Source organism: Marihabitans asiaticum (genome assembly GCF_007828725.1).
In the GTDB taxonomy this organism is placed as follows: domain Bacteria; phylum Actinomycetota; class Actinomycetes; order Actinomycetales; family Dermatophilaceae; genus Marihabitans; species Marihabitans asiaticum.
The window spans coordinates 107,157-133,492 of the sequence record NZ_VIUW01000003.1 but is presented as its reverse complement, the minus strand read 5'-3'; the positions used below and the strand labels follow the sequence as shown (position 1 = coordinate 133,492).

Annotated in this window: 26 protein-coding genes; 9 read left to right on the top strand and 17 right to left on the bottom strand. The window is 70.2% G+C overall.

Annotated features, from left to right (window positions below; all coding sequences use genetic code 11):
- Positions 1 to 21: 21 nt before the first annotated feature.
- From FB557_RS14815 to FB557_RS08785, 4 genes are all read left to right on the top strand, one after another.
- Positions 22 to 2,217, top strand: a complete 2,196-nt coding sequence (locus FB557_RS14815; RefSeq protein ID WP_144857252.1) for a DUF6421 family protein — start codon at positions 22 to 24, stop codon at positions 2,215 to 2,217.
- Between the two features lie 72 nt (positions 2,218 to 2,289).
- Positions 2,290 to 2,523 (top strand): ribbon-helix-helix domain-containing protein, encoded by a 234-nt coding sequence (locus FB557_RS08795; protein WP_144857251.1) that lies wholly within the window; start codon positions 2,290 to 2,292, stop codon positions 2,521 to 2,523.
- 1 nt (position 2,524) lies between these two features.
- Positions 2,525 to 2,845: a type II toxin-antitoxin system PemK/MazF family toxin gene (locus FB557_RS08790; protein ID WP_144857250.1), complete on the top strand. Its 321-nt coding sequence runs from the start codon at positions 2,525 to 2,527 to the stop codon at positions 2,843 to 2,845.
- A gap of 21 nt (positions 2,846 to 2,866) precedes the next feature.
- Complete coding sequence (locus tag FB557_RS08785) at positions 2,867 to 3,940, top strand: threonine aldolase family protein (protein ID WP_144857249.1); 1,074 nt, start codon at positions 2,867 to 2,869, stop codon at positions 3,938 to 3,940.
- Between the two features lie 170 nt (positions 3,941 to 4,110).
- Here FB557_RS08785 and FB557_RS08780 read toward each other — a convergent pair whose 3' ends face one another.
- From FB557_RS08780 to FB557_RS08755, 6 genes are all read right to left on the bottom strand, one after another.
- On the bottom strand, positions 4,111 to 5,388 hold the full coding sequence (locus FB557_RS08780; protein ID WP_144857248.1) for a saccharopine dehydrogenase family protein: 1,278 nt from the start codon (positions 5,386 to 5,388) through the stop codon (positions 4,111 to 4,113).
- Between the two features lie 30 nt (positions 5,389 to 5,418).
- Positions 5,419 to 6,231, bottom strand: a complete 813-nt coding sequence (locus tag FB557_RS08775; RefSeq protein ID WP_246074620.1) for an ABC transporter permease — start codon at positions 6,229 to 6,231, stop codon at positions 5,419 to 5,421.
- The gene (locus tag FB557_RS08770) at positions 6,232 to 7,149 is read right to left on the bottom strand and encodes an ABC transporter permease (RefSeq protein ID WP_144857247.1); all 918 of its coding nucleotides are present in this window, start codon (positions 7,147 to 7,149) and stop codon (positions 6,232 to 6,234) included.
- Positions 7,146 to 8,318 carry an ABC transporter ATP-binding protein gene (locus tag FB557_RS08765; RefSeq protein WP_144857246.1) on the bottom strand — a complete coding sequence of 391 codons (1,173 nt, stop codon included), beginning with the start codon at positions 8,316 to 8,318 and terminating at the stop codon, positions 7,146 to 7,148. The genes FB557_RS08770 and FB557_RS08765 overlap by 4 nt, the downstream gene beginning before the upstream one ends.
- The gene (locus FB557_RS08760; RefSeq protein ID WP_144857245.1) at positions 8,318 to 9,559 is read right to left on the bottom strand and encodes an ABC transporter substrate-binding protein; all 1,242 of its coding nucleotides are present in this window, start codon (positions 9,557 to 9,559) and stop codon (positions 8,318 to 8,320) included. Before FB557_RS08760 ends, FB557_RS08765 begins: the two co-directional genes overlap by 1 nt.
- A gap of 129 nt (positions 9,560 to 9,688) precedes the next feature.
- The gene (locus FB557_RS08755) at positions 9,689 to 11,134 is read right to left on the bottom strand and encodes a gamma-aminobutyraldehyde dehydrogenase (protein ID WP_144857244.1); all 1,446 of its coding nucleotides are present in this window, start codon (positions 11,132 to 11,134) and stop codon (positions 9,689 to 9,691) included.
- A gap of 173 nt (positions 11,135 to 11,307) precedes the next feature.
- Here FB557_RS08755 and FB557_RS08750 point away from each other — a divergent pair, with 173 nt between their 5' ends.
- From FB557_RS08750 to FB557_RS08740, 3 genes are read left to right on the top strand one after another with little or no spacing between them, the layout of a single operon-like run.
- The gene (locus FB557_RS08750) at positions 11,308 to 11,784 is read left to right on the top strand and encodes an Lrp/AsnC family transcriptional regulator (RefSeq protein ID WP_144857243.1); all 477 of its coding nucleotides are present in this window, start codon (positions 11,308 to 11,310) and stop codon (positions 11,782 to 11,784) included.
- A gap of 55 nt (positions 11,785 to 11,839) precedes the next feature.
- Positions 11,840 to 13,222 (top strand): aspartate aminotransferase family protein, encoded by a 1,383-nt coding sequence (locus FB557_RS08745; protein ID WP_144857242.1) that lies wholly within the window; start codon positions 11,840 to 11,842, stop codon positions 13,220 to 13,222.
- A 1-nt stretch (position 13,223) separates the two neighbouring features.
- Positions 13,224 to 14,606 (top strand): NAD(P)/FAD-dependent oxidoreductase, encoded by a 1,383-nt coding sequence (locus tag FB557_RS08740; protein WP_144857241.1) that lies wholly within the window; start codon positions 13,224 to 13,226, stop codon positions 14,604 to 14,606.
- Positions 14,607 to 14,632: 26 nt separating this feature from the next.
- Here FB557_RS08740 and FB557_RS08735 read toward each other — a convergent pair whose 3' ends face one another.
- Positions 14,633 to 15,028, bottom strand: a complete 396-nt coding sequence (locus FB557_RS08735) for a type II toxin-antitoxin system VapC family toxin (RefSeq protein ID WP_170236250.1) — start codon at positions 15,026 to 15,028, stop codon at positions 14,633 to 14,635.
- Positions 15,025 to 15,288 carry a hypothetical protein gene (locus FB557_RS08730; protein WP_144857239.1) on the bottom strand — a complete coding sequence of 88 codons (264 nt, stop codon included), beginning with the start codon at positions 15,286 to 15,288 and terminating at the stop codon, positions 15,025 to 15,027. Before FB557_RS08730 ends, FB557_RS08735 begins: the two co-directional genes overlap by 4 nt.
- Positions 15,289 to 15,377: 89 nt before the next feature.
- On the opposite strand from FB557_RS08730, the gene FB557_RS08725 reads away from it, so the two are divergent.
- A complete protein-coding gene (locus FB557_RS08725) occupies positions 15,378 to 16,541 on the top strand; it encodes an LOG family protein (protein WP_144857238.1) in 1,164 nt (387 codons plus the stop codon).
- A gap of 15 nt (positions 16,542 to 16,556) precedes the next feature.
- Here the strand turns inward: FB557_RS08725 and rlmN are convergent, their stop codons facing one another.
- The 4 genes from rlmN to pyrH form a co-directional block, all read right to left on the bottom strand.
- Positions 16,557 to 17,771, bottom strand: a complete 1,215-nt coding sequence (gene rlmN, locus FB557_RS08720; protein ID WP_144857237.1) for a 23S rRNA (adenine(2503)-C(2))-methyltransferase RlmN — start codon at positions 17,769 to 17,771, stop codon at positions 16,557 to 16,559.
- A 7-nt stretch (positions 17,772 to 17,778) separates the two neighbouring features.
- Positions 17,779 to 18,675: a phosphatidate cytidylyltransferase gene (locus tag FB557_RS08715; protein WP_144857236.1), complete on the bottom strand. Its 897-nt coding sequence runs from the start codon at positions 18,673 to 18,675 to the stop codon at positions 17,779 to 17,781.
- Between the two features lie 20 nt (positions 18,676 to 18,695).
- Positions 18,696 to 19,253 (bottom strand): ribosome recycling factor, encoded by a 558-nt coding sequence (frr, locus tag FB557_RS08710; protein ID WP_144857235.1) that lies wholly within the window; start codon positions 19,251 to 19,253, stop codon positions 18,696 to 18,698.
- A 102-nt stretch (positions 19,254 to 19,355) separates the two neighbouring features.
- Positions 19,356 to 20,084, bottom strand: coding sequence for a UMP kinase (gene pyrH / locus FB557_RS08705; protein ID WP_144857234.1), 729 nt, complete (start codon positions 20,082 to 20,084; stop codon positions 19,356 to 19,358).
- A gap of 126 nt (positions 20,085 to 20,210) precedes the next feature.
- On the opposite strand from pyrH, the gene FB557_RS08700 reads away from it, so the two are divergent.
- On the top strand, positions 20,211 to 20,798 hold the full coding sequence (locus tag FB557_RS08700) for an antibiotic biosynthesis monooxygenase (RefSeq protein WP_144857233.1): 588 nt from the start codon (positions 20,211 to 20,213) through the stop codon (positions 20,796 to 20,798).
- Between the two features lie 63 nt (positions 20,799 to 20,861).
- Here FB557_RS08700 and tsf read toward each other — a convergent pair whose 3' ends face one another.
- The 5 genes from tsf to FB557_RS08675 all read right to left on the bottom strand — a co-directional run bounded on the left by tsf (position 20,862) and on the right by FB557_RS08675 (position 26,327).
- Positions 20,862 to 21,689: a translation elongation factor Ts gene (tsf, locus tag FB557_RS08695; RefSeq protein ID WP_144857232.1), complete on the bottom strand. Its 828-nt coding sequence runs from the start codon at positions 21,687 to 21,689 to the stop codon at positions 20,862 to 20,864.
- A 45-nt stretch (positions 21,690 to 21,734) separates the two neighbouring features.
- Positions 21,735 to 22,736: a 30S ribosomal protein S2 gene (rpsB, locus tag FB557_RS08690; RefSeq protein ID WP_144857231.1), complete on the bottom strand. Its 1,002-nt coding sequence runs from the start codon at positions 22,734 to 22,736 to the stop codon at positions 21,735 to 21,737.
- A 293-nt stretch (positions 22,737 to 23,029) separates the two neighbouring features.
- Positions 23,030 to 24,385, bottom strand: a complete 1,356-nt coding sequence (locus FB557_RS08685; RefSeq protein WP_144857230.1) for an ABC transporter substrate-binding protein — start codon at positions 24,383 to 24,385, stop codon at positions 23,030 to 23,032.
- Between the two features lie 35 nt (positions 24,386 to 24,420).
- Complete coding sequence (locus FB557_RS08680) at positions 24,421 to 25,452, bottom strand: branched-chain amino acid ABC transporter permease (RefSeq protein WP_144857229.1); 1,032 nt, start codon at positions 25,450 to 25,452, stop codon at positions 24,421 to 24,423.
- On the bottom strand, positions 25,452 to 26,327 hold the full coding sequence (locus FB557_RS08675; RefSeq protein WP_144857228.1) for a branched-chain amino acid ABC transporter permease: 876 nt from the start codon (positions 26,325 to 26,327) through the stop codon (positions 25,452 to 25,454). The genes FB557_RS08680 and FB557_RS08675 overlap by 1 nt, the downstream gene beginning before the upstream one ends.
- Positions 26,328 to 26,336 lie beyond the last annotated feature (9 nt).

Here is a 26,336-nt window from a genome sequence, read left to right as displayed (position 1 = left end):
TCTCATCGAAAGGTGCCGCCCGTGCGCGACTTCGCGACCGTCCTCGTCGACCAGGCCCACAGCAGCGCATGGTCCATCGACCGCGAGCGCGCGGCCGCGATGAACCCCGCCAACCCGGCCGATGCCTCGCTCGCCCAGGCCGTCCAGGCCCTTGCCGAGCGTGGCCTCGAGGTGCGCGCGCACGCCGTCGGCGAGCTCGACGAGCGTGCCCTCGCCGACGCCGACGTCCTCGTCATCGCCCACCCGGCGGCCGCCAGCAGCGAGCGGGTCAGCGGCGACCTGCCGCCTGTCTACTCCCCCGCCGAGATCACGGCGATCACCGGGCACGTCGAGCGCGGTGGTGGCCTGGTCGTCCTCGGCGAGTGCGACCACGACGCCCACGGCAACAACCTCGACGAGGTCCTCGCCCCCTTCGGCCTGGCGATGTCCTCGACCCTGGTGCACGAGTCGGCCGACTCCGGCCGCCGCCACCAGGGCAACGCGACCTGGGTCCTGCCCGAGCTCGCGACCGGTCACGCCGGGGGGCAGGGGGTGCTGGCCGGTGTCGGCGAGCTGTGCTTCTACCGGGCCGGCGCGATCGAGACGACCCAGGCGAAGGGGGCCCGCGTCCTCGCCCGGTCGGGCGCGACCGCTCACCCGTCCGGCGCCGCCCTCGCGGTGACGGTCGCCCATGGCGACGGCCGGGTCGTCGTCCTCGCCGACTCCGACCTCGTCGGTGACGACTCCATCGCAGACCTGGACCACCGTCGCTTCTGGACCAACCTCGTCACCTGGGCGGCCGTCCCGTCGGCCGGCCGCACCGAGGAGGCCGCGGCCGACGGCGAAGGGGGGTCCGCCCCTTCGCCTGACGGCCTCACCCCCACCGTCGAGACCCCCGAGTGGGCGGCCCTCAAGGCGGCCGTCGAGGAGCTGCGCCAGCTCCAGACCAAGGACGGGAGCATCGACCGCGAGGCCCACGGCGGCGACCTCGACGCCGTCCTCGCCCGCGCCGGCGAGCTCGTCGGGACCATCCGTACGCAGGTCGCCGCGCTCGCCCCGCGCTACCCCTACGACGCCGACTACCTCACCGCGCTCGACGCCGATCTCGCCCGCTGGGTCGACGAGGGATTCGGGGTACCGGACTTCCTCGACAGCCTCGTGCTCTTCCGGCCCGAGACCCACCGGCAGGACGGCACCGAGCACCTCGTCGTCTTCCCGATGTACACGCAGAACGGCAACCTCGACCGCGTGTTCGAGGCCGTGCTGCTCGACGTCATCTGGCCGGAGTGGCTCGCCGAGGTCGAGGCCGCCTACCCCAACGGCGCCTTCCTGCCGGTGACCTTCACCGACTTCACCCCCGGCTACGACACGAACTCGGCCGTCCTCTTCCCCGAGACCGTCGCCGTGCGCGAGGTGCCGCGCTTCACCTGGGGGGCGATCTTCTGCGACCGCGAGGCTGCTCGCTTCCGCGCGGTGACCGCCGCGGCGGCCGAGACCCTCGGGCTGCAGATGCCGCCGGAGGGCGAGCAGCTCGTCGCCAGCCAGAGCCTCGCGCAGTCGACCTTCGCGATGTGGGACCTCATCCACGACCGCACGCACAGCCACGGTGACCTGCCCTTCGATCCCTTCATGATCAAGCAGCGGATGCCGTTCTGGATGTACGCGCTCGAGGAGCTGCGCTGCGACCTCAACACCTTCCGTGTCGCGGTGCAGCTGGACGCCGAGGGACACCCCTACGCGCGGCCGGTGCAGCTGGCGATCCTCTTCGACCGGCTCTTCCGCTTCCCGATCACCGGCGACCGGGTGCGCAACTACGACGGCCTCGGCGGTCAGCTGCTCTTCGCCTGGCTGCACCAGCAAGGCGTGCTGCGCTGGACCGACAACACGCTGTCCTTCGACTGGGCGCGCGTGCCCGAGGCGGTCGTCGCGCTCTCCGACGCCGTCGAGGAGCTCTACCGCTCCGGGATCGACCGCAGCCGGGTCGGCCACTGGCGCGCGGCCTACGAGTTCGTCTCGACGTACGTGGCGCCGCACCCGGGGTCGACCTGGGCGAAGGGGTTGACCGACCCCTCGGTGCTGCCGCTGGACGGCCCTCCGAAGGGGATGACCGACCTCGTCCTGCCCGACGAGTTCCCGCTCAACGTCTTCTACGAGGCGCTGAGCAAGAAGCTCGCCGGGACGATCGAGGAGACGAAGGGGATCACCGGGTCGGCTCGCCGCGAGCCGCAACCCGCCTGAGTTCCCCCTTCGACTGGCTGTCAACGCCCTCGGTGCATCCCACTCTGGGATGCACCGACGTAGAGTACCGGTATGACAACCCAGATCGCCGTCCGCCTGCCCGATGCAGTCGTCGAGTATCTCGACAGGTCTGTGGCCGAAGGGGTGGGGCCGAGCCGCGCCGCCCTCGTCACCTCGGCCCTCGAGCGCGACATGAGACGGGCGGCTGCCCTCCGAGATGCCGCGATACTCCGCGAGAGGGGCACGGCGGACGACCTTGACGGCCTCGTCGCGTGGAGTTCTGCCGATCCCCAGGACGTGGACTGAGGTGCGCGAGATCCGGCTGGCGCGCCTGGACAAGACCCGACCTGTGCTCGTCCTTACCCGCGAGGAGGCTCGAGCGGCGATGACGAAGGTGACCGTCGCACCCATCACGACGACGGCGAAGGGGCTGTCCAGCGAGCTCCCCGTCGGCCCGGCGAACGGCCTGGACAGGGCCGGCGCCGTGAGCATGGACAACGTCACCACCGTCGCCGTCTCGTCCCTCGGGCGCGTCGTCGGCCACCTGCTCCCTCATCAAGAGGCCGACCTCGCCCGAGCGATCGTCCTCGCCTACGACCTCGACGTGCCCCTGCTAGGGAGCCGCTGAACAGCCTGGAAGGATGACCGGGTGACCGAGAGCCTCCCTTCGCCCCTGCACGACCGCGAGACCCGCGGCTTCGCCAGCGACAACTACGCCGGGATCCACCCCGAGGTGCTCGCCGCGATCGCCGCGGCGAACGGCGGCCACCAGGTCGCCTACGGCGAGGACGTCTACACCGCCCGGCTGCAGGAGGTGCTGCGCGAGCAGCTCGGCGAGCACATCGAGGTCTTCCCGGTCTTCAACGGCACCGGCGCCAACGTCACCGCGCTGCAGGCGGCGACCGACCGGTGGGAGTCGGTGATCTGCACCGCGAGCGCGCACATCCACGTCGACGAGTGCGCGGCCCCGGAGAAGGTCGCCGGCATCAAGCTGCACGCCGTCGACACCCCCGCCGGCAAGCTCACCCCCGAGCTGGTCGACACCGTCCCGCTGCGCGCCGGCGACGAGCACTGGCCCCAGGTCAAGGTCGTCTCGATCACCAACTCGACCGAGATGGGCACGCTCTACACCCCGGCGGAGATCCGGGCGTTGGCCGACCAGGCGCACGCGCGCGGCTGGCTGCTGCACCTCGACGGCGCGCGGATCGCCAACGCCGCTGCAGCTCTCGGGGTCGGCCTGCGCGAGCTGGTCGCCGATACCGGGGTGGACCTGCTCTCCCTCGGTGGGACCAAGGCGGGGGCGATGCTCGCCGAGGCGGTCGTCGTGCTCTCCCCGGAGAAGGTCCGCGGCATGCCGTACCTCCGCAAGCAGTCGATGCAGCTTGCGAGCAAGATGCGCTTCGTCTCGGCCCAGCTGCTCGCGCTCTTCGAGGACGACCTGTGGCTGCGTACCGGTGGTCACGCCAATGCGATGGCTCAGCGGATGTACGACGCGGTCCGCGACATCAAGGGGGTCGAGCTGCCCCACGAGCCGCAGGCCAACGCCCTCTTCCCGATCCTGCCTCGCGAGGTCAGCCTGGCCCTGATGGAGCGCTTCCGCTTCTACTTCTGGGACGAGACCACCGGCCAGGTCCGGTGGATGTGCGCCTGGGACACGATCGAAGGGGACGTCGACGCCTTCGTCGCCGCGCTGCGCGAGGAGCTGGACCGGGCGAAGGGCTAAGCCGCTCCCCCTTCGTCCGATCCCGTCCGCCCGTCGCCCACCCCGCCCAGCCCGCCCTGCCCGCTCACGAATCCGCAGATCCCTAGGCGTTTGACAAGACGCCTAGGAACTTTCCCGGGCGGCTGACAGAAACCTAGGGAGATTCGGATCTGGCGGGGGCGGTCCGGGCGTCAGCGCTCGTCCATACCCCAGGGGGAGCCGTAGCCCTCGGGTTTGTCGGCGGCGAGCAGGTCGAGGAAGGGGCGGGCCGGGAAGGCCTCGGGGCCGAGAACACCCGAGCCGGACCACTCCCCCTTCGCCAGCAGCTCCAGGGCCACCACCGGGTTGATCGCCGTCTGCCACACCACGCACTGGGCGTCGTAGTCGCGGATCGTGTCGGCGTTGTCGACGACGTGGTAGAGGTAAACCGCCCGCGGCTGCCCGTCCGTGCCCGTGCCGGTGACGTAGAGCCCGGCGCAGGTCTTGCCCTCCATCCGCGGCCCGATCGTCGCCGGGTCGGGCAGCACGGCGGCCACGACGTCGCGCGGCGCGACCTGGGCGCCCTTGACCGTTACCGGCTCGGTGGAGTCCAGGCCGAGGGCGTGCAGCTGGCGCAGCATCGCGATCATCTCCTCGCCCAGCCCGTACTTGAAGGTCACCCGCTGCGCGTCGACCCAGCGCGGCATGAGCAGCACCTCCTCGTGCTCGACGTGCACGCACTCCACCGGGCCGATCCCCTCGGGGAAGTCGAAGACCTCCGGCTCGGCGAAGGGGGCCAGGGTGTGGAAGCCGGCTTCGACGTCACCGCCAGCAGCAGCGGCACGCTCCTTCGACCACACCACCGGCGGGTTGAGGCACTCCTCGATGATCGTCCACATCGAGAACCCGGGCGCGAAGACCTCGTTGCCGTCCTCGTCGCGGACCACGAGGTTGGCCCCGTCGCGGGTCCCGAGCTCGTCGATCTCGCTGAACAGCTCGTCGGCGGCGTACCGCGCGAAGACGTCCGAGAGCCCCGGCTCGACCCCGATCCCGACCAGCGCCAGCCGACCCGCGGACTCCCACTGGTCCCCCTTCGCCAGCTGCTCGTCGCCGAGCTTGACCCCGCACTCCTCGTATGGCCGCTCCGGATGCGGACGCGACAGCGACATCGCCATGTCGAGGTAGTCGGCGCCGGCCGCGAGCGCGCCGTCGAAGATCGGCATGACGAAGCGCGGGTCGACCGCGTTGAAGACGTGGGTCGCCTCGTGCTCGCGGGCCAGCGCAGTGACCGCGTCGGCGTCCGAGGCGTCGACCTGGGCCGCGACGAAGCGCGCCTCCCCCTCCCTTCGCCCGGCTGCCGCGTCGACGGTGCGCTGCGCCCGCTCGAGGTCGTAGTCCGCGACCACCCAGGCCTCGAAGAAGTCACGCTCGACGGCGATCTTCGCGGCCGCGTCGCCGACGCCCCCGGCGCCGATCATGAGGACTCGCATCTGCTTGCTCCTGACGGGATCGAAGGGAGGTCAGCGGCCTCTGCGGGAGAGGACCACCTGGGAGAGGACGACCAGGCCGACAGCGATGACGAACATCGAGAAGCCGATGACGTTGGCCTGGGCGGGGATGCCGCGCAGGTAGCTGACGTAGACGAACTTGGGGAAGGTCGTCTCGTTGCCGGAGACGAAGTTGGTGATGATGAAGTCGTCGAAGCTCAGCGCGAAGGCGAGCATCGCCGCCGAGACGACACCGGGCATCACCAGCGGCAGCGTGATCCGCATGAAGGTGCTGCGCGGGTCGGCGTAGAGGTCCATCGCCGCCTCGTCCAGGCGCGGGTCCAGGCTCTGCAGGCGCGCCCGCACGGTGACCACGACGAAGGACAGGCAGAACATGATGTGCGCGATGACGATCGTCCAGAAGCCCAGCTGCAGCCCGACCCGGCTGAATCCCTGGACGAAGATCGTCAGCAGCGAGGCGCCGAGCACGATCTCGGGAGTGGCCATCGGCACGAAGACGAGGACGTTGCTCGCGCCGCGGCCCCTGAACTTCTGGCGGACCAGGGCGAAGGCGAGCAGCGTGCCGAGCACCGTCGAGACCAGCGTCGCGAGCAGCCCCACCTGCAGCGAGGTGACGAGCGAGTCGCACACCCCGGGAGCGCCGCACGGGTCCTTCCAGTGCTTCAGGGTCGGGCCGGAGGCGTCGTTCCAGATGATGTTGGACTTGCGGTAGTCGTTGAAGGAGAAGACGAAGGTGTAGGCCACCGGGAGGAAGAGGTAGCCCAGCACGAGCAGCGCGGCGATCATCGCGAAGCGGTCGCCGATCCAGCGGGTCACGGTGCGCACCTAGACCAGCTCCTCGCTGCCGAAGCGGCGCACGTAGAGCGTCACGAGGACGAGGATGACCGCCATGAGCGTGAAGCTCAGCGAGGCCGCGACCGGGAACCCGCCGGGCACCTTGAAGAACTGGCTCTCGATGACGTTGCCCACCATCTTCGTACTTCGGTCCGACCCGAGCAGGCTCGCGTTGACGAAGTCACCCGAGGCGGGGATGAAGGTCAGCAGCGTGCCAGCGAGCACCCCGGGCAGCGACATCGGCAGCGTGACGGTGCGGAAGGTGGTGAAGCCGTTGCCGTAGAGGTCTCCCCCGGCCTCGATGACCTTCGGGTCGGCCCGCTCCAACGAGGCGTAGATCGGCAGCACCATGAAGGGCAGGAAGTTGTACGTCAGGCCCGCCACGACCGCGATCCACGTCTCGGTGATCCGGTCCCCGGGCAGCAGGTGCAGGGTGCGCAGCGCGCTCGCGACGAAGCCGTCGTCGGCGAGGATCTGACGCCAAGCGATGGTGCGCAGGATGAAGGAGGTGAAGAACGGCGCGATGACGCAGATGAGCATGACGTTTCGCCACCGGCCCGCCTTGAACGCCATCGCGTACGCCAACGGGTAGGCCAGGGCGAACGCGAAGAAGGTCGCCAGCCCCCCGTAGAGCAGCGAGCGCACGAAGTGCGGCCAGAACTCCGCGAGCGCGGTGACGTAGTTGCCGACGTTGACGTCGCGGTAGTAGTACCCCGGGAAGCCCGGGTACTTGCTCTGCAGCGAGACGGTGAAGAGCTGGACGATCGGGACGACGAAGAAGACGATCAGCCACAGCACGCCGGGCAGCAGGAGGAGGAAGGCGGTGGTGTTGAAGCGCCGCTTGCTCCGCGGCGGGTCTGGCTCGCGCTGCGGCGTCAGCTCCTCGGCGGGCTCGGCGACGACGCTCACGACGCGACCGCGCTCTCGAGCTCGGCCGCGTCACCGGCCGGGTCGGGGTCGTCGGCGCTGCGCGGCACGGCGAAGGAGTGCGCCGGATCCCACTCCAGCCACACCGTGTCGCCGGGCCGAATCGGGTTGGGGTCAACGTCCATGTTCTGCTCGTAGACCGTCCACGAGCGCCCGCTGGGCACGGTGACGATGTACTCCGTCGCGACCCCGGTGAAGGAGACGTCGACGACCGTGACCCGCACGTCGTCACGGTGGCCGCCGCTCTGGTCGGTGACGATCCGCACCTTCTCCGGCCGGATTCCGAACCAGACCTCGTCCGCCCCCTCGGGAGCCCGAGCAGCCGGTACGGTCGCGGTGGTCCCGGCGAACTCGACGACCACCTGGTCGCCCTCACGCCCCACGACCGTGGCCTTGCCCATGTTCGACTTGCCGAGGAAGCCGGCGACGAAGCGGGTCTTCGGCAGGTCGTAGAGCGCCTCCGGCGGACCGATCTGCTCGATCTGCCCCTGGTTCATCACCGCGACCGTGTCGGCCATCGTCATGGCCTCCTCCTGGTCGTGGGTGACGTGGACGAAGGTCAGACCCACGTCGTCCTGGATCCGCTTGAGCTCGACCTGCATCTCCCGCCGGAGCTTGAGGTCCAGGGCGCCGAGCGGCTCGTCGAGGAGCAGCACCTCGGGGTTGTTGACGATCGCGCGTGCCAGGGCGACCCGCTGCTGCTGACCACCGGAGAGCTGGGCCGGCTTGCGCCCGGCCAGGTGACCCATCTGCACCAGCTCCAGCGCCGAGTCGGCCTGCGCCGCAGCGTCGCTCACCCCCCTTCGCTTGGGGCCGAAGGCGACGTTGTCGCGGATGCTCAGGTGCGGGAAGAGCGCATAGCTCTGGAAGACGGTGTTGACCGGGCGCTCGTAGGGTCGCGACCCGGTGAGGTCGGTCTGCCCGATCATCACCCGGCCCTCGGTGGGCTGCTCGAGCCCGGCGATCATCCGCAGGGTCGTCGTCTTGCCGCACCCGGACGGTCCGAGGAGGGCGAAGAAGGAGCCTCTCGGGATGGTCAGGTCGATCCCGTCGACGGCGGTGAAGTCCCCGAAGGTCTTGCGCACGCCGTCGAGGACGAGATCCCCCTTCGCCCCGCGGAACGCGCCCTTGCTGCTGCTGAAGAGGCCCATCAGTTGCCCACCACCCTCTGCCAGGTCTCGCTGAACTCCGCGTCCTGCTCGGGCTCGAGCGCCGCGAAGAACTGGATGTTGTTGTCGCTGAGGTAGTCCTCGGTCGGGAAGATGAAGGGCGACTCGGCCAGGTCGGGGTCGATCTTCTCCATCGCCTTCTGCGCCCCCTCGACCGGGCAGATGTAGTTGACCCAGGCAGCCACCTCGGCCGCGACCTTCGGGTCGTAGTAGTAGTCGATGAGGGTCTCGGCGTTGTCCTTGTGGGTCGAGGTCATCGGCACCATGAGGTTGTCGCTCCACATCGTCCCGCCGGACTCGGGGATGACGAACTCCCAGCTGTCGTCCTCGGTCTCGGCCCGCAGCACGAAGAGGTCACCGCTCCAGACGATCCCGGCGATGGCGTTGCCGCTCTTGAGGTCCTCGAGGTAGCTGTTGCCCTTGACCCGGCGGATGTAGCCGTCGGAGATCCGCCGGTCGACCTCGTCCACCGCGCCCTGGAACTGCTCGGTGGTGATGTCTCCGTTGATGTCGACACCCTGCTCGAGCATGATCACCCCGAGGGTGTCGCGGAACTCCGAGAGCACGGTGATCCGCCCCCTGAGGTCCTCGGCCCATAGGTCCTCGAGCGTCTTCAGCTCCCGCCCGACCTTCTTCTTGTTGTAGCCGATCCCGGCGAAGCCGGACTGCCAGGTCACCGAGAACTGCCGGCCCGGGTCGAAGGGCACGGCCTTCAGCGAGGGCAGCATGTTCTGCGCGACGTTGCCCATCTGCACCATGTCCAGCGGCTGGGCGAGCTGCTGCTGGATGATCCGGTTCGCCATCCAGTCGGTGAAGGTGACGATGTCGCGCCCGATGTCCTGCCCGGCGCGCAGCTGCGGGGCGACCTTGTTGAAGTAGGAGTCGTTGTCGTCGACGTCCTCGCTGTACGTCGCCTTGATCCCCGTCTTCTCCTCGAAGGCGTCTAGCGTCGGGTAGCTCTTGGAGTCCTCGTCGTAGTCGAGGTAGGCGGTCCAGTTGGCCCACCGGACGATCTTCTCCTGCTCGGAGACGTCCTCGGGCAGGTCGAGCTGCGCCACCCCACCGGCCGGCGGCTCGGGCGGGGCGCAACCGGCGAGCGCGGCGAAGGCACCCAGGCCCCCTCCGGCGAGGAGGCTGCGGCGGGAGAAGCTGCCGCGCTGCGGCGCTCGGGCGGCGCGGATCAGCGCCGCGGTGGCGGGGTCCAGGGGTGGGCGGGAGCGCATCGTCGCGGCTCGCTCTCGTGCGTCGTTGCAGGGCGGTGGTGGGCTCGGGTGGTGCGGCCCCGGGCGAGGGCGAAGGGGTGATCGCCTCGCCCGGGGGTCGTGCTGGGGCCGTCGGGACCGACCGGTCGGTCAGCTCTCGATGTTGGCCATGACGTGCTTGATCCGGGTGTAGTCCTCCATGCCGTACATGGAGAGGTCCTTGCCGTGGCCGGAGTGCTTGAAGCCGCCGTGCGGCATCTCGGCCACGAGCGGGATGTGGCAGTTGATCCAGACGCAGCCGAAGTCGAGGGCCTTGCTGACCCGCATCGCGCGGCCGAAGTCCTTGGTCCACACGCTGGAGGCCAGGCCGTACTTGACGTCGTTGCCCCAGCGGATGGCCTCGGCCTCGTCGGAGAACTGCTGGACGGTGATGACCGGCCCGAAGATCTCCTCCTGCACCGGCTCGTCGTCCTGGCGCAGCCCGGAGATGACCGTCGGCTGGACGAAGAAGCCCTCGCCCATCTCCTCGGCGCGGCCACCGCCGGCGGCGACGCTCGCGTGCTCGGGGAGGCGCTCGAGGTGGCCGAGGACCTTCTCCAGCTGGTTCTTGTTGTTCACCGGCCCGAGGAGGGCGTCGGCGTTGTCCTGCATCCCGAGGACCGCGTCGTTCTTGGCGAACTCGGCCAGCGCGGCGACGAAGTCGTCGTGGATGCCGGGGGCGCAGAGCACGCGGGTCGCGGCGGTGCAGTCCTGTCCGGCGTTGAAGTAGCCGGCCTCGCCGATGCCCTGGACGGCGGCCTCGATGTCGGCGTCGTCGAAGACGATGACCGGGGCCTTGCCGCCGAGCTCGAGGTGGGTGCGCTTGAGGTCCAGCGCCGCGGACTTGGCGACCTCGACACCGGCACGGACCGAGCCGGTGATGGCGACCAGCTCGGGCACCGAGTGCTCGACGACCATCCGGCCGGTGTCCCGGTCGCCGGTGACGACGTTGAAGGTGCCCTTGGGCAGGAACTCGGCGGCGATCTCGGCCATGAGCAGGGTGCTCATCGGGGTGGTGTCGCTCGGCTTGAGGACGATCGAGTTGCCCGCCGCGAGCGCGGGCGCGATCTTCCACATCGCCATCATCATCGGGTAGTTCCACGGCGTGACCTGACCGACGACGCCGATCGGCTCGCGGCGGATCCACGAGGTGAAGCCCTTCATGTACTCCCCGGCGGCGCGTCCCTCGAGGATCCGCGCGGCGCCGGCGAAGAAGCGCAGCTGGTCGACCATCACCGGCACCTCCTCGCTCTCGACGAGGGCCCGGGGCTTGCCGCAGTTCCGCGCCTCGAGGTCGATCAGCTCCTCGGAGCGGGACTCGAGCGCGTCGGCGAACTTCAGCAGCGCAGCCTGCCGCTCGCCGGGGATCATCTGGCCCCACTCCGCGAAGCCCTCCTGAGCCGAGGAGTAGGCGGCGTCGACGTCGGCCTGGGTGCTTACCGGGCTATGGGCCACCACCTGGGCGGTGGCCGGGTCGACGACGTCCTGGGACGCATCGCCTTGGGAGTCGACGTACTCGCCGCCGATGAAGTTCTGCAGCGTGCGGGGGTCAGTCACTTCGGGGTTCCTTCCTCGTGGGTCGGGTGTGAGCCAGACAATACGCCCGGATCTACCCGTTCCGACAGGCCTACCGCGAAGAAATGTCGGAAACGGTCGCCGATCGGTCGATCTGCGACGGATACCGTCGCCGAGCGCTTGCCTAGCGGGACGTTCCGGAGCACCATGGCTCCATGACCGACGTATCGAGCAGCCGGAGCGGCGCGCGCCTGGACGAGGTGAGCAAGCGGCTCATCGAGCTGCTCCAGGTCGACGGGCGCCAGTCCTACGCGGCGTTGGCCAAGGACGTCGGCCTCTCCGAGGCCGCGGTGCGTCAGCGCGTGCAGCGGCTGCTCGACTCCGGGGTGATGCAGATCGTCGCGGTGACCGACCCGCTCCAGGTCGGCTTCACCCGCCAGGCGATGATCGGCCTGACCGTCGAGGGCGACATCGCGCCGGTCTCCGAGGTGGTCACCGCGATGCCCGAGGTCATCTACGCGGTGACCACCGCCGGCCGCTTCGACCTGCTCGTCGAGATCCTCTGCGAGGACGACGACCACCTGCTCGACCTCGTCACCTCACGCATCCGGTCCCTGGCCGGCGTGCGGACCACCGAGACCTTCGTCTACCTCCGCCTGGACAAGCAGCACTTCGGGTGGGGCACCCGCTGAGCGCCCCGACCCGCCGCACCGACCGACCGCCAGATCACGAGAGAGAAGAGCACTCATGAGCACCACCCCAGCCGGTACCGACCGCCAGGCCGCCGCGCGCGACCACCTCTGGCAGCACTTCGCCCGGCACTCCCTCTACGAGGACGGCGGCCAGGTCCCGATGATCGTGCGGGGCGAGGGCCACCACGTCTACGACGAGCAGGGCAAGGAGTACATCGACGGCCTGGCCGGTCTCTTCGTCAACCAGGTCGGGCACGGTCGCACCGAGATCGCCGAGGCGATGGCCAAGCAGGCCGGGCAGCTCGCCTACTTCCCACTCTGGTCCTACGCCCACCCGATGGCGGTCGACCTCGCCGAGCGGGTGGCCAGCCTCGCCCCCGGGGAGCTGAACCGGGTCTTCTTCACCAGCGGCGGCGGCGAGTCCGTCGAGTCGGCGTGGAAGCTGGCCAAGCAGTACTTCAAGCTGACCGGCAAGCCCGGCAAGCACAAGGTCATCTCCCGCGCCATCGCCTACCACGGCACGCCGCAGGGCGCGCTCTCGATCACCGGGCTACCCCCGCTGAAGGAGATGTTCGAGCCCCTCGTCCCGGGCGCGCACAAGGTCCCCAACACCAACTTCTACCGGGCTCCCGCCCCCTTCGACACCGACGAGAAGGCGTTCGGCCGCTGGGCGGCCGACCAGATCGAGGCCGCGATCGAGATGGAGGGCCCGGACACCGTCGCCGCCGTCTTCCTCGAGCCGGTGCAGAACGCCGGCGGCTGCTTCCCGCCACCGCCGGGTTACTTCGACCGGGTGCGCGAGATCTGCGACGAGCACGACGTGCTCCTCGTGAGCGACGAGGTGATCTGCGCCTTCGGCCGGGTCGGCGACATGTTCGGCTCGCAGGCGATGGGGTACCAGCCCGACATCATCACCTGCGCGAAGGGGTTGACCTCCGGCTACGCCCCGATGGGCGCGATGATCGCCAGCGACGCCCTCTTCGAGCCGTTCAAGAGCGGGACCGCGTCCTTCGCGCACGGCTATACCTTCGGTGGTCACCCGGTGGCCGCGGCGGCCGCGATGGCCAACCTTGACATCTTCGAGCGCGAAGGGATCATCCCCCACGTGCAGGAGAACGCCCCGCGCTTCCGAGCCGCGCTGGAGCGCCTCCTCGACCTGCCGATCGTCGGGGACGTGCGCGGCGAGGGCTACTTCTACGGGATCGAGCTGGTCAAGGACAAGGAGACCAAGGAGACCTTCACCGACGAGGAGTCCGAGCGACTGCTGCGCGGCTTCCTCTCCAAGGCGCTCTACGACGCGGGTCTGTACTGCCGCGCCGACGACCGGGGCGACCCGGTCATCCAGCTCAGCCCTCCGCTGACCATCGGCCCGGCCGAGTTCGACGACATCGAGCAGCGGCTGCGCGCGGTCCTGACCAAGGGCGCGGAGCTGGTCTGACGTGACCGACCCGCTGTGGTGGGACGGCGCGGCTGACCAGGTCGCGCCCGCCCCGGAGCCGCTGCCGAGCCACGTCGACGTCGCGATCGTCGGCGGCGGGTTCACCGGCCTGTGGACCGCCTACTACCTGCTGCGCGAGCGGCCCGAGCTGTCGGTGCTCGTCCTCGAGGCCGAGCACATCGGCTTCGGCGCGAGCGGGCGCAACGGCGGCTGGGTGTCCGCGCTCTTCCCGGTCGGTGCCGAGCGGCTCGCCGCCCGGCACGGCCGCTCGGCCGCCCTGGCGATGCTCCAGGCGTTGCGGGACACCGTCGACGAGGTCGGCTCGGTGCTCAGCGGCGAAGGGGTGGATGCCGGCTTCGTCAAGGGCGGCAGCCTGATCCTGGCGCGGGGAGACGCCCAGGCCGAGCGGGCCCGGGCCGCGGTGGAGGCCGATGCGACCTGGGGCGGCGGCGCCCGCTGGCTCTCCCGTGCGGAGACTCTCGAGCGCTTCGCGGTCGCCGATGCGCCGGGCCGTGCGGTGCGGGGCGCGACGCTGGACCCGCACTGCGCGCGGGTGCACCCGCGCCGGCTCGTCGACGGGCTCGCCGGTCTCGTCCGGGCCCGCGGCGGGATGATCGCCGAGCGCTCCGCGGTGACCGGCCTGCGGCGGACGACCCGCGACCGGCACCTCGTCACCGTCGGTGGGCGCGGCTCGCTCACCGCCGGCACGATGATCCGTGCTACCGAGGGCTACACCGCAAGCCTGCCCAGGGTGCACCGCCGGCTCGCTCCCGTCTACTCGCTCATGGTGGCGACCGAGCCGCTGAGCACCGCGCAGTGGGAGCAGATCGGACTGCGCGAGCGGGAGGTCTTCGCCGACCACGGGCACGTCGTCATCTACGGGCAGCGCACGGTCGATGACCGGATCGCCTTCGGCGGACGAGGTGCCCCGTACCACTTCGGGTCGCGGATCTCGCCGGCCTTCGACCACGACGAGGCGGTCTTCTCCTCCCTTCGCCGCACGCTCACCGACCTGCTCCCTGACGCGGAGTTGAACTTCACCCACGCCTGGGGCGGCCCGTTGGGGATCCCCCGCGACTGGCACCCGTCGGTCGGCTTCGAGGCCGACGCGCGGGTCGGTTGGGCCGGGGGCTACGTCGGCGACGGGGTGGCGGCGACCAACCTCGCCGGGCGGACGCTCGCCGACCTCGTGCTCGGGCGGCGCACCGGGCTGACCGGGCTGCCCTGGGTGCAGCACCGCTCCCCGTCCTGGGAGATCGAGCCGCTGCGCTGGCTGGGGGTCAACGCCGGGCTGCAGCTGGCGGGCCTGGCCGACCGCGAGGAGCGGGCGACGGGCCGGCCCGCCCGGTCCGCGGCTCTGCTCGACCGTCTCACCGGCCACTGAGCCGGTGGCTCACCCCCTTCGCGCCGTCAGTCCGGCCGGTCGGGCAACACCATGACGTGACGGGAGGTCGCGACCTGGGCGAGGCGGTCGTCGAACGTCGCAAGCGCCGAGCCCGACTTCAGCGCGGTGGCGAGGGCGCAGCAGTCGGGGAGCTTCAACGCGGTCTCGGCCCGCAACGTCGCGAGAGCGAGCGGGTCGCTCTCGCCCGCAGCGGAGGCAGTGATTCCCATCGCCCCCAGATCCTCGAGCATCTCCTGCCCGCGACCCGCACGCACCCCACCGACGAGGACCTCGGCCAGGTTGAGCGGATGCATGAGAAGCACCTCTGTGGTGCTGTCACGGAGGAAGCGGGTGGCGCGATGGTGGTTCGCATCATGCGCCGACAGGTGAGCGATGACCAGGCTGGCATCCAGGGTGATCACTCGGCCCAGTCCTTGCGCAGGTCCTGCAGGTAGTCCTCGTCGAAGAGGTCGACGTACTTGGCGCTCGTCAGCTCCACAGCTCTCGCGCGCCGAGCCGCGCCGTCATTCATCTCCTCGCCGAGGACCTTGCTGCCTTCGTGAACCAGGTGGACCAGCAGCTGACCGCGAGACTCCCCCGGCCAACGCTGGGCAGCGAGGTCAAGGGCACGGGCGACAGCAGGGGTCTCCGTGATCTGGTGACGCGGACGAGTCGTGGGCATGCGCGAGTGTACCACCTGACCCGGTGGTGTCACACCTGGGCGTCTGCCTCCCGGCGGATCGCCCAGCACCGCTGTGCCAGGCTCGGGTCATGACGCGCCAGCACCGACCCGAGGTGGTCAGCGACGAGACCCGCACCCACCCGGCAGCGCGGGAGGTCGCCACGCCCACCGACCTGCGCGAGGTGCTCGCCACCCGCGCCCCGCTGCGCGGGGTGCGGATCCAGGACCTCGACCTGCACCCCTTCGAGGGGCTGCTCCTCGCCCGCACCGAGCTCGACGGGCTCGTCATCCTCGGGGGGCGGCTCAGCGACCGCCTCGCCACCCACCTTCGCCTGCACGGCGCCCTGGTCTTCCCCACCGACCCGGGCGTCCCGATCAACCCCTACCGGGCCACCCTCTACCAGGCCGGCGACCTCTACGAGGACCTGACTGCCCGTGGGTACGCGGCCACCCCCGACGCCCGGGCGTACGAGTGGAGCCAGGACAAGCGCACCCACCGCGACACCTTCGCTACCCTGCTGCGCGCCATCCACGACGACTCGATGACGGACGCGCTGACCGAACAGCTGGCCGGACGCCAGGCGGTCGGCGTCATGGGCGGGCACGCTCTGCAGCGCGGGACCCCGGAGTACGCCGACGCCGCCACGCTCGGCCACGCCCTCGCCGACGCCGGCCTCGTCGTCATCACCGGCGGCGGGCCCGGAGCGATGGAGGCCGCCAACCTCGGGGCGTTCGCGGGATCCAGCGACCGGCTCGCGCAGGCGCTGGACCGGCTCGCCACCGTCCCGTCCTTCCGCCCCTCGATCGACGACTGGGCGCAGGTGGCGATGCAGACCCGGACCGACCTGCGCGAGGAAAAGCTGCGCGACGGGACGACGGGGATCCGCAGCGTCGGCATCCCCACGTGGTTCTACGGGCACGAGCCGCCCAACGTCTTCTGCGGCGGGATCGCGAAGTACTTCAGCAACGCCGTCCGCGAGGACGCCCTGCTCAGCCGCAGCACCGCCGGGCTGGTCGTCCTCCCGGGCGCTGCAGGCACGGTCCAGGAGATCTTCCAGGCCGTCACCCCGCTGTACTACGCCGGCGTGGGGGTGCCCGTGCCGCCGTTGATCCTCGTCGACAGCGAGCACTGGACCCGGACGATCCCCGTCGTGCCGGCCCTGGAGGCTCTCGGCGCGCAGCGTGAGCTCGGCTCGAGCACCCACCTCGTCGATGACGTGGCGGAGGCGGCGGAGCTGATCCTCGCCCGCTGAGCCGCGGCGACCCGCTCAGGCGGTGGCGGCGGCGAGCTGGCCGCAGGCGCCGTCGATGTCGCTGCCCCGGGTGTCGCGCACCGTCGTCGGGATGCCGCCGGCCCGGAGCCGCTCGACGAACTGCTGCTCCACGCCCGGCCGGGACGCGGTCCACTTCGAGCCCGGGGTCGGGTTGAGCGGGATCGGGTTCATGTGCACCCAGCCGCGGCCGCGGGCATTGAGCTTCTCGGCGAGCAGGTCGGCACGCCAGGCCTGGTCGTTGATGTCCTTGATCATCGCGTACTCGATGCTCACCCGGCGGCCGGTAGCGAGGAAGTAACGGTGGGCGGCGTCGATCGCCTCGTCGACCTTGTACCGGGTGTTGATCGGGACCAGCTCGTCACGCAGCTCGTCGTCCGGTGCGTGCAGGGAGAGGGCAAGGGTCACCGGGATGCCCTCGGCGGCCAGACGGTCGATGCCCGGCACCAGACCGACGCTGCTCATCGTCAGCGAGCGAGCGCTCATCCCCAGTCCGTGCGGCGCCGGATCGACCATCGTGCGGATCGCCGAGATCGCGGCCTTGTAGTTGGCCAGCGCCTCGCCCATGCCCATGAAGACGACGTTGGTCACCCGGTCGGCCCCGCGGCCCGGGGCCGGTGACTCTCCCCCTTCGTCCCCCTCACCCTCGGCGCCCAGCTCGGCACCGGGACTTGCGAGCACCGTGTCCGCGCCCTGGAGCACCCGGTTGGCGGCGACCACCTGGTCGACGATCTCCGCGGCCGACATGTTGCGGGTCAGACCCTCCTGGCCGGTGGCGCAGAACGGGCAGTTCATCCCGCACCCGGCCTGGCTGGAGATGCAGATCGTCGCCCGCCGCGGGTAGCGCATGAGCACGGACTCGACGAGCGCCCCGTCGTGCAGCCGGTAGACCGACTTGATCGTCGCTCCCTGGTCGGCGCTGATCGAGCGGACCGGGGTGAGCAGCTGCGGCATGAGCTCACCGACGAGCTCGTCGCGACCGGTCTTGGGCAGGTCGGTCATCTGCGCCGCGTCGTCGGTGTGGTGGACGAAGTAGTGGGTCGAGAGCTGCTTGGCCCGGAAGGCCGGCAGGCCTCGGCTCGTGACCGCCTCCGCGCGCTCCGCGACGGTCAGGTCGGCCCAGTGCCGCGGCGGCTTGCCGCGGCGGGGCGCGGTCATCGTCAGCTGCCCCGGTCGGGGGCGCCTCGTGCTCGGGTCCGGCAGGTCGGTCATCGGCCCATCACACCGGAGCGATGAAGCGCAGGGCAAACCACACGACGGGGGCCACCAGGGCGAGGGAGTCCAGCCGGTCCATCAGCCCGCCGTGCCCGGGCAGGAGGTTGGACATGTCCTTGACCCCGAGGTCGCGCTTGATGCTGGACTCGACGAGGTCGCCGATCGTGGCCACCGGCGCGACCACCATGCCGAGCAAGGCGCCCTGCCACCACAGCGCGCCGTCGAAGATCAGCGGGACAGCGATGCCGGCCACGAGAGCGCAGGTGAGGACCGATCCCGCCAGGCCCTCCCAGGACTTCTTCGGCGACAGCGACGGGGCCATCGGGTGCTTGCCGAGCGTGGCGCCGACGGCGTAGCCCCCGATGTCAGAGAAGACGGTGACGAGGATGAAGACGAAGATCCGCCACTGCCCTTGCGGCTCGGCCACCATCATCGCGGCGAAACCGGCGAGGAAGCAGGGGTAGACGAGGGTGAAGCCGCCGGCCGCGATGTCTCGCACCGCTCCGACGAGGCCGTCGGCCACCCGCCACACGAGCACCGCGACCAGGCTCAGACAGGTTGCGAGCACCAGCGCCTCGGGGCCGCGCAGGTACGCGGCGACGACCATGCTCACCGCGCCGATCGCCACGGGAACGAGCGGGACCGCGAAGCTGTGCTCGGCCAACGCCTGGCGCATCTCCCAGACCGCGATGACCATGGCCAGGCAGACGATGCCGACGAAGATCTCCGGCATGAGGAAGAGCCCGAGCGCCACGGCCGCGGCGAGGGAGACCCCGACCCCGATCGCGGCCTTGAGGTCGCGACCGGCACGGCTCGACGGAGCCTCCGGAGCCAGGTGCCGGTGAGCCCGGTCCGGCGCCTCGGGGCCCGACGATGCGGTCGTCTCAGCGGTGTCACTCATGTCGACGCAGGCGCGAGCGCTCACACCTCGGAGAGCTCGGCCTCCTTGTGCTTGAGCAGGGTGTCGACGGTCTCGGTGTGCTTCTTGGTCAGGGTGTCGAGCTCCTTCTCGGCCCGTGTCCCCTCGTCCTCACCGACCTCGCCGTCCTTGACCAGCTTGTCGATCTGGTCCTTCGCGTGGCGGCGCACGTGGCGGATGGAGACCTTGGCCTCCTCGCCCTGGCTGTGCGCGAGCTTGATGTACTCCTTGCGCCGCTCCTCGGTCAGCTCGGGCATGACGATCCGGATGACGTTGCCGTCGTTGCTCGGGTTGGCACCGAGGTCGGAGTCACGCAGGGCGCTCTCGATCGCCCCCATCGCCCCCTTGTCGAAGGGGGCGACGAGCATGACCCGCGCCTCGGGGGTCTGGAAGGAGGCGAGCTGCTGCAACGGGGTCGGCGCGCCGTAGTAGTCGACCATCACCTTGCTGAAGAGCCCGGGGTTGACCCGGCCGGTGCGGATCCCGGCGAAGTTCTCCTTGGCCACCTCGACGGCCTTGTCCATCTTCTCCTCGGCCTCGAAGAGCGCGTCCTCGATCATGATGCTCGACTCCTTGTCCTCGCGGCCGTCTCGGCCGGTTCTCGTCTCTCGCCGGGCAGCGGTCCGCTGCGGCGGGCGCGGCTGCGCCCACAGTCTCCCAGATCAGGGATGGACCAGCGTCCCGATCGCCTCACCGCGCAGACCGCGGGTGATGTTGCCCTCACCCTCCATCCCGAAGACCACCATCGGCAGGTCGTTGTCCTTGCACAGGCTGAAGGCGGCAGCGTCGACGACCTTGAGGTCGTGGCGCAGCGCGTCGTCGTAGGTGACCGAGTCCAGCTTGCGGGCATCGGGGTTGGTCCGGGGGTCGGAGTCGTACACCCCGTCGACCCCGCTCTTGGACATGAGCACCGCGTCGGCGCCGATCTCGAGGGCGCGCTGGGCGCTCACTGTGTCGGTGGAGAAGAACGGCATGCCTGCCCCGGCGCCGAAGATCACGACGCGCCCCTTCTCGAGGTGCCGGATCGCGCGGCGCGGGATGTACGGCTCGGCGACCTGGCCCATCGTGATCGCGGTCTGCACCCGGGTGTCGACCCCCGCCTTCTCGAGGAAGTCCTGCAGCGCAAGGCAGTTCATCACCGTGCCGAGCATGCCCATGTAGTCGGCGCGGGTGCGGTCCATCCCCTGCTCCTGCAGCTGGGCCCCACGGAAGAAGTTGCCCCCACCGATGACGATCGCGACCTCGACCCCGTCCCGCACCGCGTCGGCGATCTGGCTGGCGATCCCCCGCACCACCTCCGGGGCGACCCCGATCTTGCCGCCGCCGAAGACCTCGCCGGAGAGCTTGAGCAGGACCCGCTGATACCGACGAGCCGGGGGTGTCTCCACCACGGAAGGTCACTCCTTCGCATCAGGAACGGCCATCGGTCGACGGCCCTGGTGATCCTCCCACAGCGGGTCCACCCGTGCCTGCGCAGCCGGTTCGGCGCGCCACCGCCCGGCAGGCACAATGCGGCGGTGAGCACTCCCCCTTCGCCCGACACCACCGGCCCCGTGACCGTCGCCATCACCCGGCGGGTCGACCCGGAGGACGAGATCCTCATGCACGCCTGGGCCGAGGCCGGCACCACTCTCGCCCAGCGCTTCCCCGGCTTCCTCGGCTCGGGCTGGGTTCGCCCGTCGCCCCAGTCCGCCGACTGGCACATGCTCTACCGGTTCGACTCCCCCGCGAGCCTGGCGACCTGGCAGAGCTCGCCGGAGCGCAACCGGTGGCTCTCGACCGGGACCAACCTCGTCCGCGACACCAGGGTCGAGCACCGCACCGGCATCGAGGGCTGGTTCGACGAGCCGGCCGACCACGCGGTCGAGGACCTCGACGCCCCGGCGCCACCGCCGCGGTGGAAGCAGATGGTCGTGATCTTCTTCGCCTTCTTCCCCACCAGCCTGGCGCTGACCTACCTGCTCGCCGCGCCGACCGACGGCTGGCCCGCGTGGGCTCGGGTCCTGCTCACCTGCGCCTTCGCCATCCCGTGGATGACCTATGTCTTCCTGCCCTTCGTCACCCGGCTCTTCCACCCCTGGACCCAGCCACGGCCGAGGACCTGAGAGACGGCGAAGGGGGTGGCCGCCCCGATGCGGGCGGCCACCCCCCTTCGAGGGTCTGGCAGGTCAGCTGCCGACGCGGAACCGGGCGAAGCCGGTGGCCGTCGCCCCGGCCTCCTCGAGGACCTTGCCGACGGTCTTCTTGGCGTCCTTGGCGAACGGCTGCTCGAGCAGCACGTTCTCCTTGAAGAACCCGTTTACTCGGCCCTCGACGATCTTGGGCAGGGCCTGCTCGGGCTTGCCCTCCTCCTTGGCCGTCTCCTCGGCGATGCGGCGCTCGTTGGCCACCGTCGCCTCGTCGACCTCGTCGCGGGTGAGCACGCTCGGGCTGAAGGCCGCGACGTGCATCGCGACGTCGCGCGCCACGTCCTCCGAGCCACCCTCGGTGCCGACCAGGACACCGATCTGCGCGGGCAGGTCGGGGCTGGTCTTGTGCAGGTAGGACACGACCGACGGCGCCTCGAGACGCGCCATCCGCTTGATCTCGATCTTCTCGCCGATCGTCGCGTTGGCGTCGGTCAGCAGGTCCGCGACCGTGCTGCCCTCGTAGGTCGCGGCGAGGAGCTCGTCCGCGGTGGACGCCTTGGACTCGACGGCGGCAGCGAGGACCTTGTCCGCGAGCTCCCCGAAGGGGGCGCCCTTGGCGACGAAGTCGGTCTCGCAGAGGACCTCGACGAGGGTGCCGACGCCGCCCTCGGCCTTCGCGGCGACCAGACCGTTGGAGGCGGTCCGGCCCTCGCGCTTGGTGACGCCCTTGAGGCCCTTCACGCGAAGGATCTCGGTCGCCTTGCCCTTGTCGCCATCGGCCTCGTCGAGGGCCTTCTTGACGTCGAGCATGCCCGCGCCAGTTGCCTCACGCAGCTCCTTGATGTCAGCGGCGGTGTAGTTCGCCATAAGTGGTTGTTCGCTCCCTTGCGTTGATCGGGACGGTCGGTGTCGTCAGGCCTGCGGGGTGGAGTCGGCGGCCTCGGTGGCCTCGGTGGCCTTGGTGGCCTCGGTGGCCTCCGGGCTCGCGCCGGCCTCGGGAGCCGCCGTCTGGGTGGTGTCTGCCGGGGTCGCGTCGGCAGCGGCGGCCTCGGTCGCCGCAGCCTCGGCGGCCTGGCCCTCCTCGGCGGAGGACGCGGCGGTCTCACCGGCTGCCGGGGCGACCTGCTCGGCGGTCTGCGCCGCGTCGCCCTCGAGCAGCTCACGCTCCCATTCGGCCATCGGCTCGGCCTCGGCGCCGCCCTCGGTGGCGCCCTGGTTGCCACCGGAGCGCGAGAGCAGGCCGTCGGCGACGGCGTCGGCGACCACACGGGTCAGCAGCGCGACCGAGCGGATCGCGTCGTCGTTGCCCGGGATCTTGTAGTCGACCTCGTCGGGGTCGCAGTTGGTGTCGAGGATCGCGATGACCGGCAGGCCGAGCTTGCGCGCCTCGTCGACGGCGAGGTGCTCCTTCTTGGTGTCGACGACCCAGACCGCGGAGGGAACCTTGGTCATCGAGCGGATGCCGCCGAGGGTCTTCTCCAGCTTGTCCTTCTCGCGCTGGAGGAGCAGCAGCTCCTTCTTGGTGTAGCCGGAGCCGGCGACGGTGTCGAAGTCGATCTCCTCGAGCTCCTTGAGGCGGGTGAGCCGCTTGGAGATCGTCTGGAAGTTGGTCAGCATGCCGCCGAGCCAGCGGTGGTTGACGTACGGCATCCCGACGCGGGTCGCCTGCTCGGCGATGGCCTCCTGGGCCTGCTTCTTCGTGCCGACGAAGAGGATGGTCCCGCCGTGGGCGACGGTCTGCTTGACGAACTCGTAGGCGTCGTTGATGTAGGTCAGCGACTGCTGGAGGTCGATGATGTAGATGCCGTTGCGCTCGGTCATGATGAAGCGCTTCATCTTCGGGTTCCAGCGACGGGTCTGGTGCCCGAAGTGGACGCCGCTCTCGAGGAGCTGGCGGATGGTGACGACGGCCATGCCGTGGTCCTCCTGTATTCGTGGTTGTCAGTTGGTCCTGGCGCCTGCGTACGAGCCCCACCCGAGAGATCTCGGGACTGCTGTGGTCCGCCCCGGATTCGGAAGAGCTCTTCGTCACCCGGCGAGAAGACGCGCGAATTCGCCCGGACAGACCGGGCGTGGTCCCAGTTTACGCAGGGTGGGGCGAAGGGAGGAAATCGCACGCCCGAGAGCGTCCCGGACAGACCAAAGCCCGGGCACGCCCCCTTCGCGGGAGGCGTGCCCGGGCTCGGGCGAAGGTCACGGCCGCCGGGTCACTCGACGACGGCGACGTCCGGGATGCCGTTCTCCGGCGGGGCGTCCTCGGCGGCCGCGGTGTCACCCTCGGTGATCTCGGCGTCCCCGAGGTCGGTCACGAGCACCTCGGTGAGGTTCTCGTAGTCCTCCCCCTTCGTCTGGGACATCGCCATGCCGGACATGCCGAGGTGGCTCTCCTCGGACCAGCGGAAGGGCGCCAGCCCCGGGCCGGGCCAGTTGGCGCCGTCCTTCTCGATGACCTCGACGATCCGCTCGCGGGTGAGGTCCTCGCCGGAGGCCTGGAGCGCCGAGACGAAGGCGTAGGCCTGCGACATGCCGAAGATGCGGTAGTTGGTCAGCTCGCCCTCACCGTGCTTGTCCCAGACCTCCTGCCACAGCTTGACCCACGGGTCGTCCGGGGTGTCCAGACCGGGGATGTACTCGGTGGTCATCATGCCGTCGAGGGCGCTGCTGCCGTCCTTGACCGAGCCGTCGGAGAACTTCGCGAGCAGCGAGCCGACGAGGTTCACGTCGGAGCCGACGTTGGTGTACATCCACTGCGGGTCGTAGCCGAGCTTCATCGAGACGAGCTGGCTCAGGGCGGTGTAGCTCGGGGTGTTGAAGCCGATGACCAGGTCGGCACCTGAAGCCTTGAGCTTCGAGATCTGCGGCCCGACGTCGGTGTTGCCGGAGGCGTACTCGACGCTCTCGACGATCTGGTCGTCGATGTACATCCGCAGACCCTTCTCGCCGTCCGCGCCCAGCTCGTCACCCTGGAGGAAGAGCCCGACCTTCGCGTCGGGCATGTTCTCCTTGATGTACTGGCCCATGATCTTGCCCTCGATCTCGTAGTCCGGCTGCCAGCCGAAGGTCCAGGGCCGCTTCTCCGGGTCGTTGCCCCAGAGCTGGGCGCCGGAGGAAACCATGAGGTCGGGCACCTCCTCCTGGTTGAGGAAGTCGACGACCGCGCTGTGCGTGGGCGTGCCGAGACCGCCGACGATGGCGAAGACCTCGTCCTTGAGGACGAGCTCGTCGACCACCTTGGAGGTGTTGGTCGGGTTGTAGCCGTCGTCCTTGACGTTGTACTCGATGGTCCGGCCGTGGATCCCGCCGGCCTCGTTGACCCAGTCGTAGTACGCCTGGGCGCCGGTGCTGATCTCGGAGTAGCCGGGGGCGGCCACACCGGTCAGCGGCTTGTGGTCGCCGATCTTGATCGTCGTGTCGGTGATGCCGGTGGTGTCTCCCTCGGCGGCGGCGTCGCCGCCACCTCCGCCGTCGCCGGAGTCGCCGTCCCGCCCCCCGGCGCCGCAGCCGGCGAGGATGAGCGCTGCGACGCTGGTGGCGGCCGCCGCGCGAATGGTTGTCCTCTTCATGGTTTGTTTCTCCTCAGGGGTGATGGTGGGGATGATCAAGAGCGTGAGAGTCGCGCCTGCTGGCGCCACCGAAGCAGGCTGCCGACCAGTCCGGCGGGAGCCAGGAGCACGACCGCCATCGTCGTCAGGCCGAGGACGAGCGGGGCGAGCTCGGCAGCCTGCAGGTCCGAGAGCCCCATGCCGGAGCCGAAATTGGTGACGAAGGTGGGGAGCAGCGAGAGCAGCACGGCGCCGATGAGCGCGCCGGTGAGCGTGCCCAGGCCACCGAGGACGACCGCCATGAGCAGCGTCAGCGAGAGCACGAGGTTGAACCCGCTGGGGGCCGCGATCCTCGTGATCATCGCCATGAGCGACCCAGCAAGTCCGGCGGTCGCGGTGCTCACGACGAAGCAGAGCACCCGGCTGCGACCGAGGTCAATGCCCGCGAGCTGGGCAGCTACCGGGTCGTCGCGGACCGCCCGCCACCGCCGGCCGACGCGGGACTCGCTGAGGTTGCGCAGCAGCAGGAAGGTCACGATGAGGCAGGCGACCGAGACCGTGGCCAGCCACTGCATCGTCCCGGTGTCGGTGCCGGTGAGGAAGAAGAGCGCGTCGTCCGCGAGCGGTGGCACGTCGCGGGTCGGGACGCGCAGGCCCGGCTCGCCGCCGAGGGTGTCCTTGAAGTGGATCGCGAGTGCCGGCACCGCGATCGCCAGCGCGAGGGTGGCACCGGCGATGTACGGCCCGTGCAGCCGCGCCGCCGCGACCCCGACGGCGGCCCCGACGGCCATGGTCACGACGATCGAGATGAGGAGCAGGAGCAGGAGGGGCATGTTCTCCCACCGACCCAGCAGGAGGGCCGTGGTGTAGGCGCCGACGGCCATGAACGCGCCGTGCCCCAGCGAGAGCTGGCCGTTGATGCCGGTGAGCACCGTGAGACCTCCGGCCGCGATCGCCAGGTAGGCGATCGAGGCGACCTGGCCCTGGCGGAAGCCGGAGAGCAGGTCGATCGCGAAGACCGAGACGACGAAGAGCACGAGCGCGAGGAGGGTGCGCCGCAGGATCGGGGACGAGAGCAGAGCAGACATCACACGGTCCGTTCGGTGGAGGTCGAGAAGAGGCCGCCGGGGCGGACGAGGAGGACGACGACCAGCACGATGAGCGCGGCCAGCGGGACCAGGCCCGAGCCGAGGTATCCGCTCACGAGCGAGAGGGTCACCCCCATGAGCAGCCCGCCCACGACGGCGCCCGCGGGGCTGTCCAGTCCGCCGAGCACCGCAGCGACGAAGCCGTACACGACGACGCCGTCCATGTACGAGGGATGGACCAGCCCACCGGCGGCGATGAGCAGCCCCGAGAGCGAGCCGACGACCGAGGCCAGGGCCCAGCCGAGGGTCAGCGTCCGGTTGACCCGGACCCCGAGGATCCTGGCCACCTCCTGGTTGAAGGCCGCCGCTCGCATCGTCAGACCGAGATCGGTCTTCAGGAACAGCAGGCGCAGCAGGGCCATCACGGCGATGACGATGAGGATCGTGAAGACGCTCGTCGGGGTGAGGTTGAAGGTCGTGTCGCCGACCGAGAAGCCGGTCAGGCCGAAGGGAGCGGGGAAGCTCTGGAAGTTGCTGCCGAAGATCACCGCGGCCACGGCGTGCAGGACGATGAAGAGTCCCAGGGTGAGGATGACCGGGTTGATGTGGTTGTCGTGGTCGACATAGCGGATGATCAGCCGCTCGACCAGCGCCCCGAGCACGAACCCGGCGACGAGGGCGGCGACGAAGGCGACCCAGTAGTTCATCCCGGACTCAATGAGGGTAAGGGCGATGAAGGTGGTCACCATCGCCATCGGCGCCTGGGCGAAGTTCACGATCCGGGTGGACTGCCAGATGAGGACCAGGGCGAGGGCGAACGCGGCGTAGACCATGCCGAGCGAGAGCCCGCCAAGGATGGTGTTGATCAGCTGCACGTCGGCTCC

Bases quoted from the DNA above. Each gene is read 5' to 3' on its own strand.
- tsf (WP_144857232.1), bottom strand. From the start codon at position 21,689: ATGGCGAACTACACCGCCGCTGACATCAAGGAGCTGCGTGAGGCAACT.
- FB557_RS08750 (WP_144857243.1), top strand. From the start codon at position 11,308: ATGACCGACGTATCGAGCAGCCGGAGCGGCGCGCGCCTGGACGAGGTG.
- FB557_RS08780 (WP_144857248.1), bottom strand. From the start codon at position 5,388: ATGCGAGTCCTCATGATCGGCGCCGGGGGCGTCGGCGACGCGGCCGCG.
- FB557_RS08680 (WP_144857229.1), bottom strand. From the start codon at position 25,452: ATGTCTGCTCTGCTCTCGTCCCCGATCCTGCGGCGCACCCTCCTCGCG.
- FB557_RS08795 (WP_144857251.1), top strand. From the start codon at position 2,290: ATGACAACCCAGATCGCCGTCCGCCTGCCCGATGCAGTCGTCGAGTAT.
- FB557_RS08745 (WP_144857242.1), top strand. From the start codon at position 11,840: ATGAGCACCACCCCAGCCGGTACCGACCGCCAGGCCGCCGCGCGCGAC.
- FB557_RS08765 (WP_144857246.1), bottom strand. From the start codon at position 8,318: ATGGGCCTCTTCAGCAGCAGCAAGGGCGCGTTCCGCGGGGCGAAGGGG.
- FB557_RS08685 (WP_144857230.1), bottom strand. From the start codon at position 24,385: ATGAAGAGGACAACCATTCGCGCGGCGGCCGCCACCAGCGTCGCAGCG.
- FB557_RS08715 (WP_144857236.1), bottom strand. From the start codon at position 18,675: ATGAGTGACACCGCTGAGACGACCGCATCGTCGGGCCCCGAGGCGCCG.
- rpsB (WP_144857231.1), bottom strand. From the start codon at position 22,736: ATGGCCGTCGTCACCATCCGCCAGCTCCTCGAGAGCGGCGTCCACTTC.
- FB557_RS08760 (WP_144857245.1), bottom strand. From the start codon at position 9,559: ATGCGCTCCCGCCCACCCCTGGACCCCGCCACCGCGGCGCTGATCCGC.
- frr (WP_144857235.1), bottom strand. From the start codon at position 19,253: ATGATCGAGGACGCGCTCTTCGAGGCCGAGGAGAAGATGGACAAGGCC.
- rlmN (WP_144857237.1), bottom strand. From the start codon at position 17,771: ATGACCGACCTGCCGGACCCGAGCACGAGGCGCCCCCGACCGGGGCAG.
- FB557_RS08730 (WP_144857239.1), bottom strand. From the start codon at position 15,288: ATGCCCACGACTCGTCCGCGTCACCAGATCACGGAGACCCCTGCTGTC.
- FB557_RS08725 (WP_144857238.1), top strand. From the start codon at position 15,378: ATGACGCGCCAGCACCGACCCGAGGTGGTCAGCGACGAGACCCGCACC.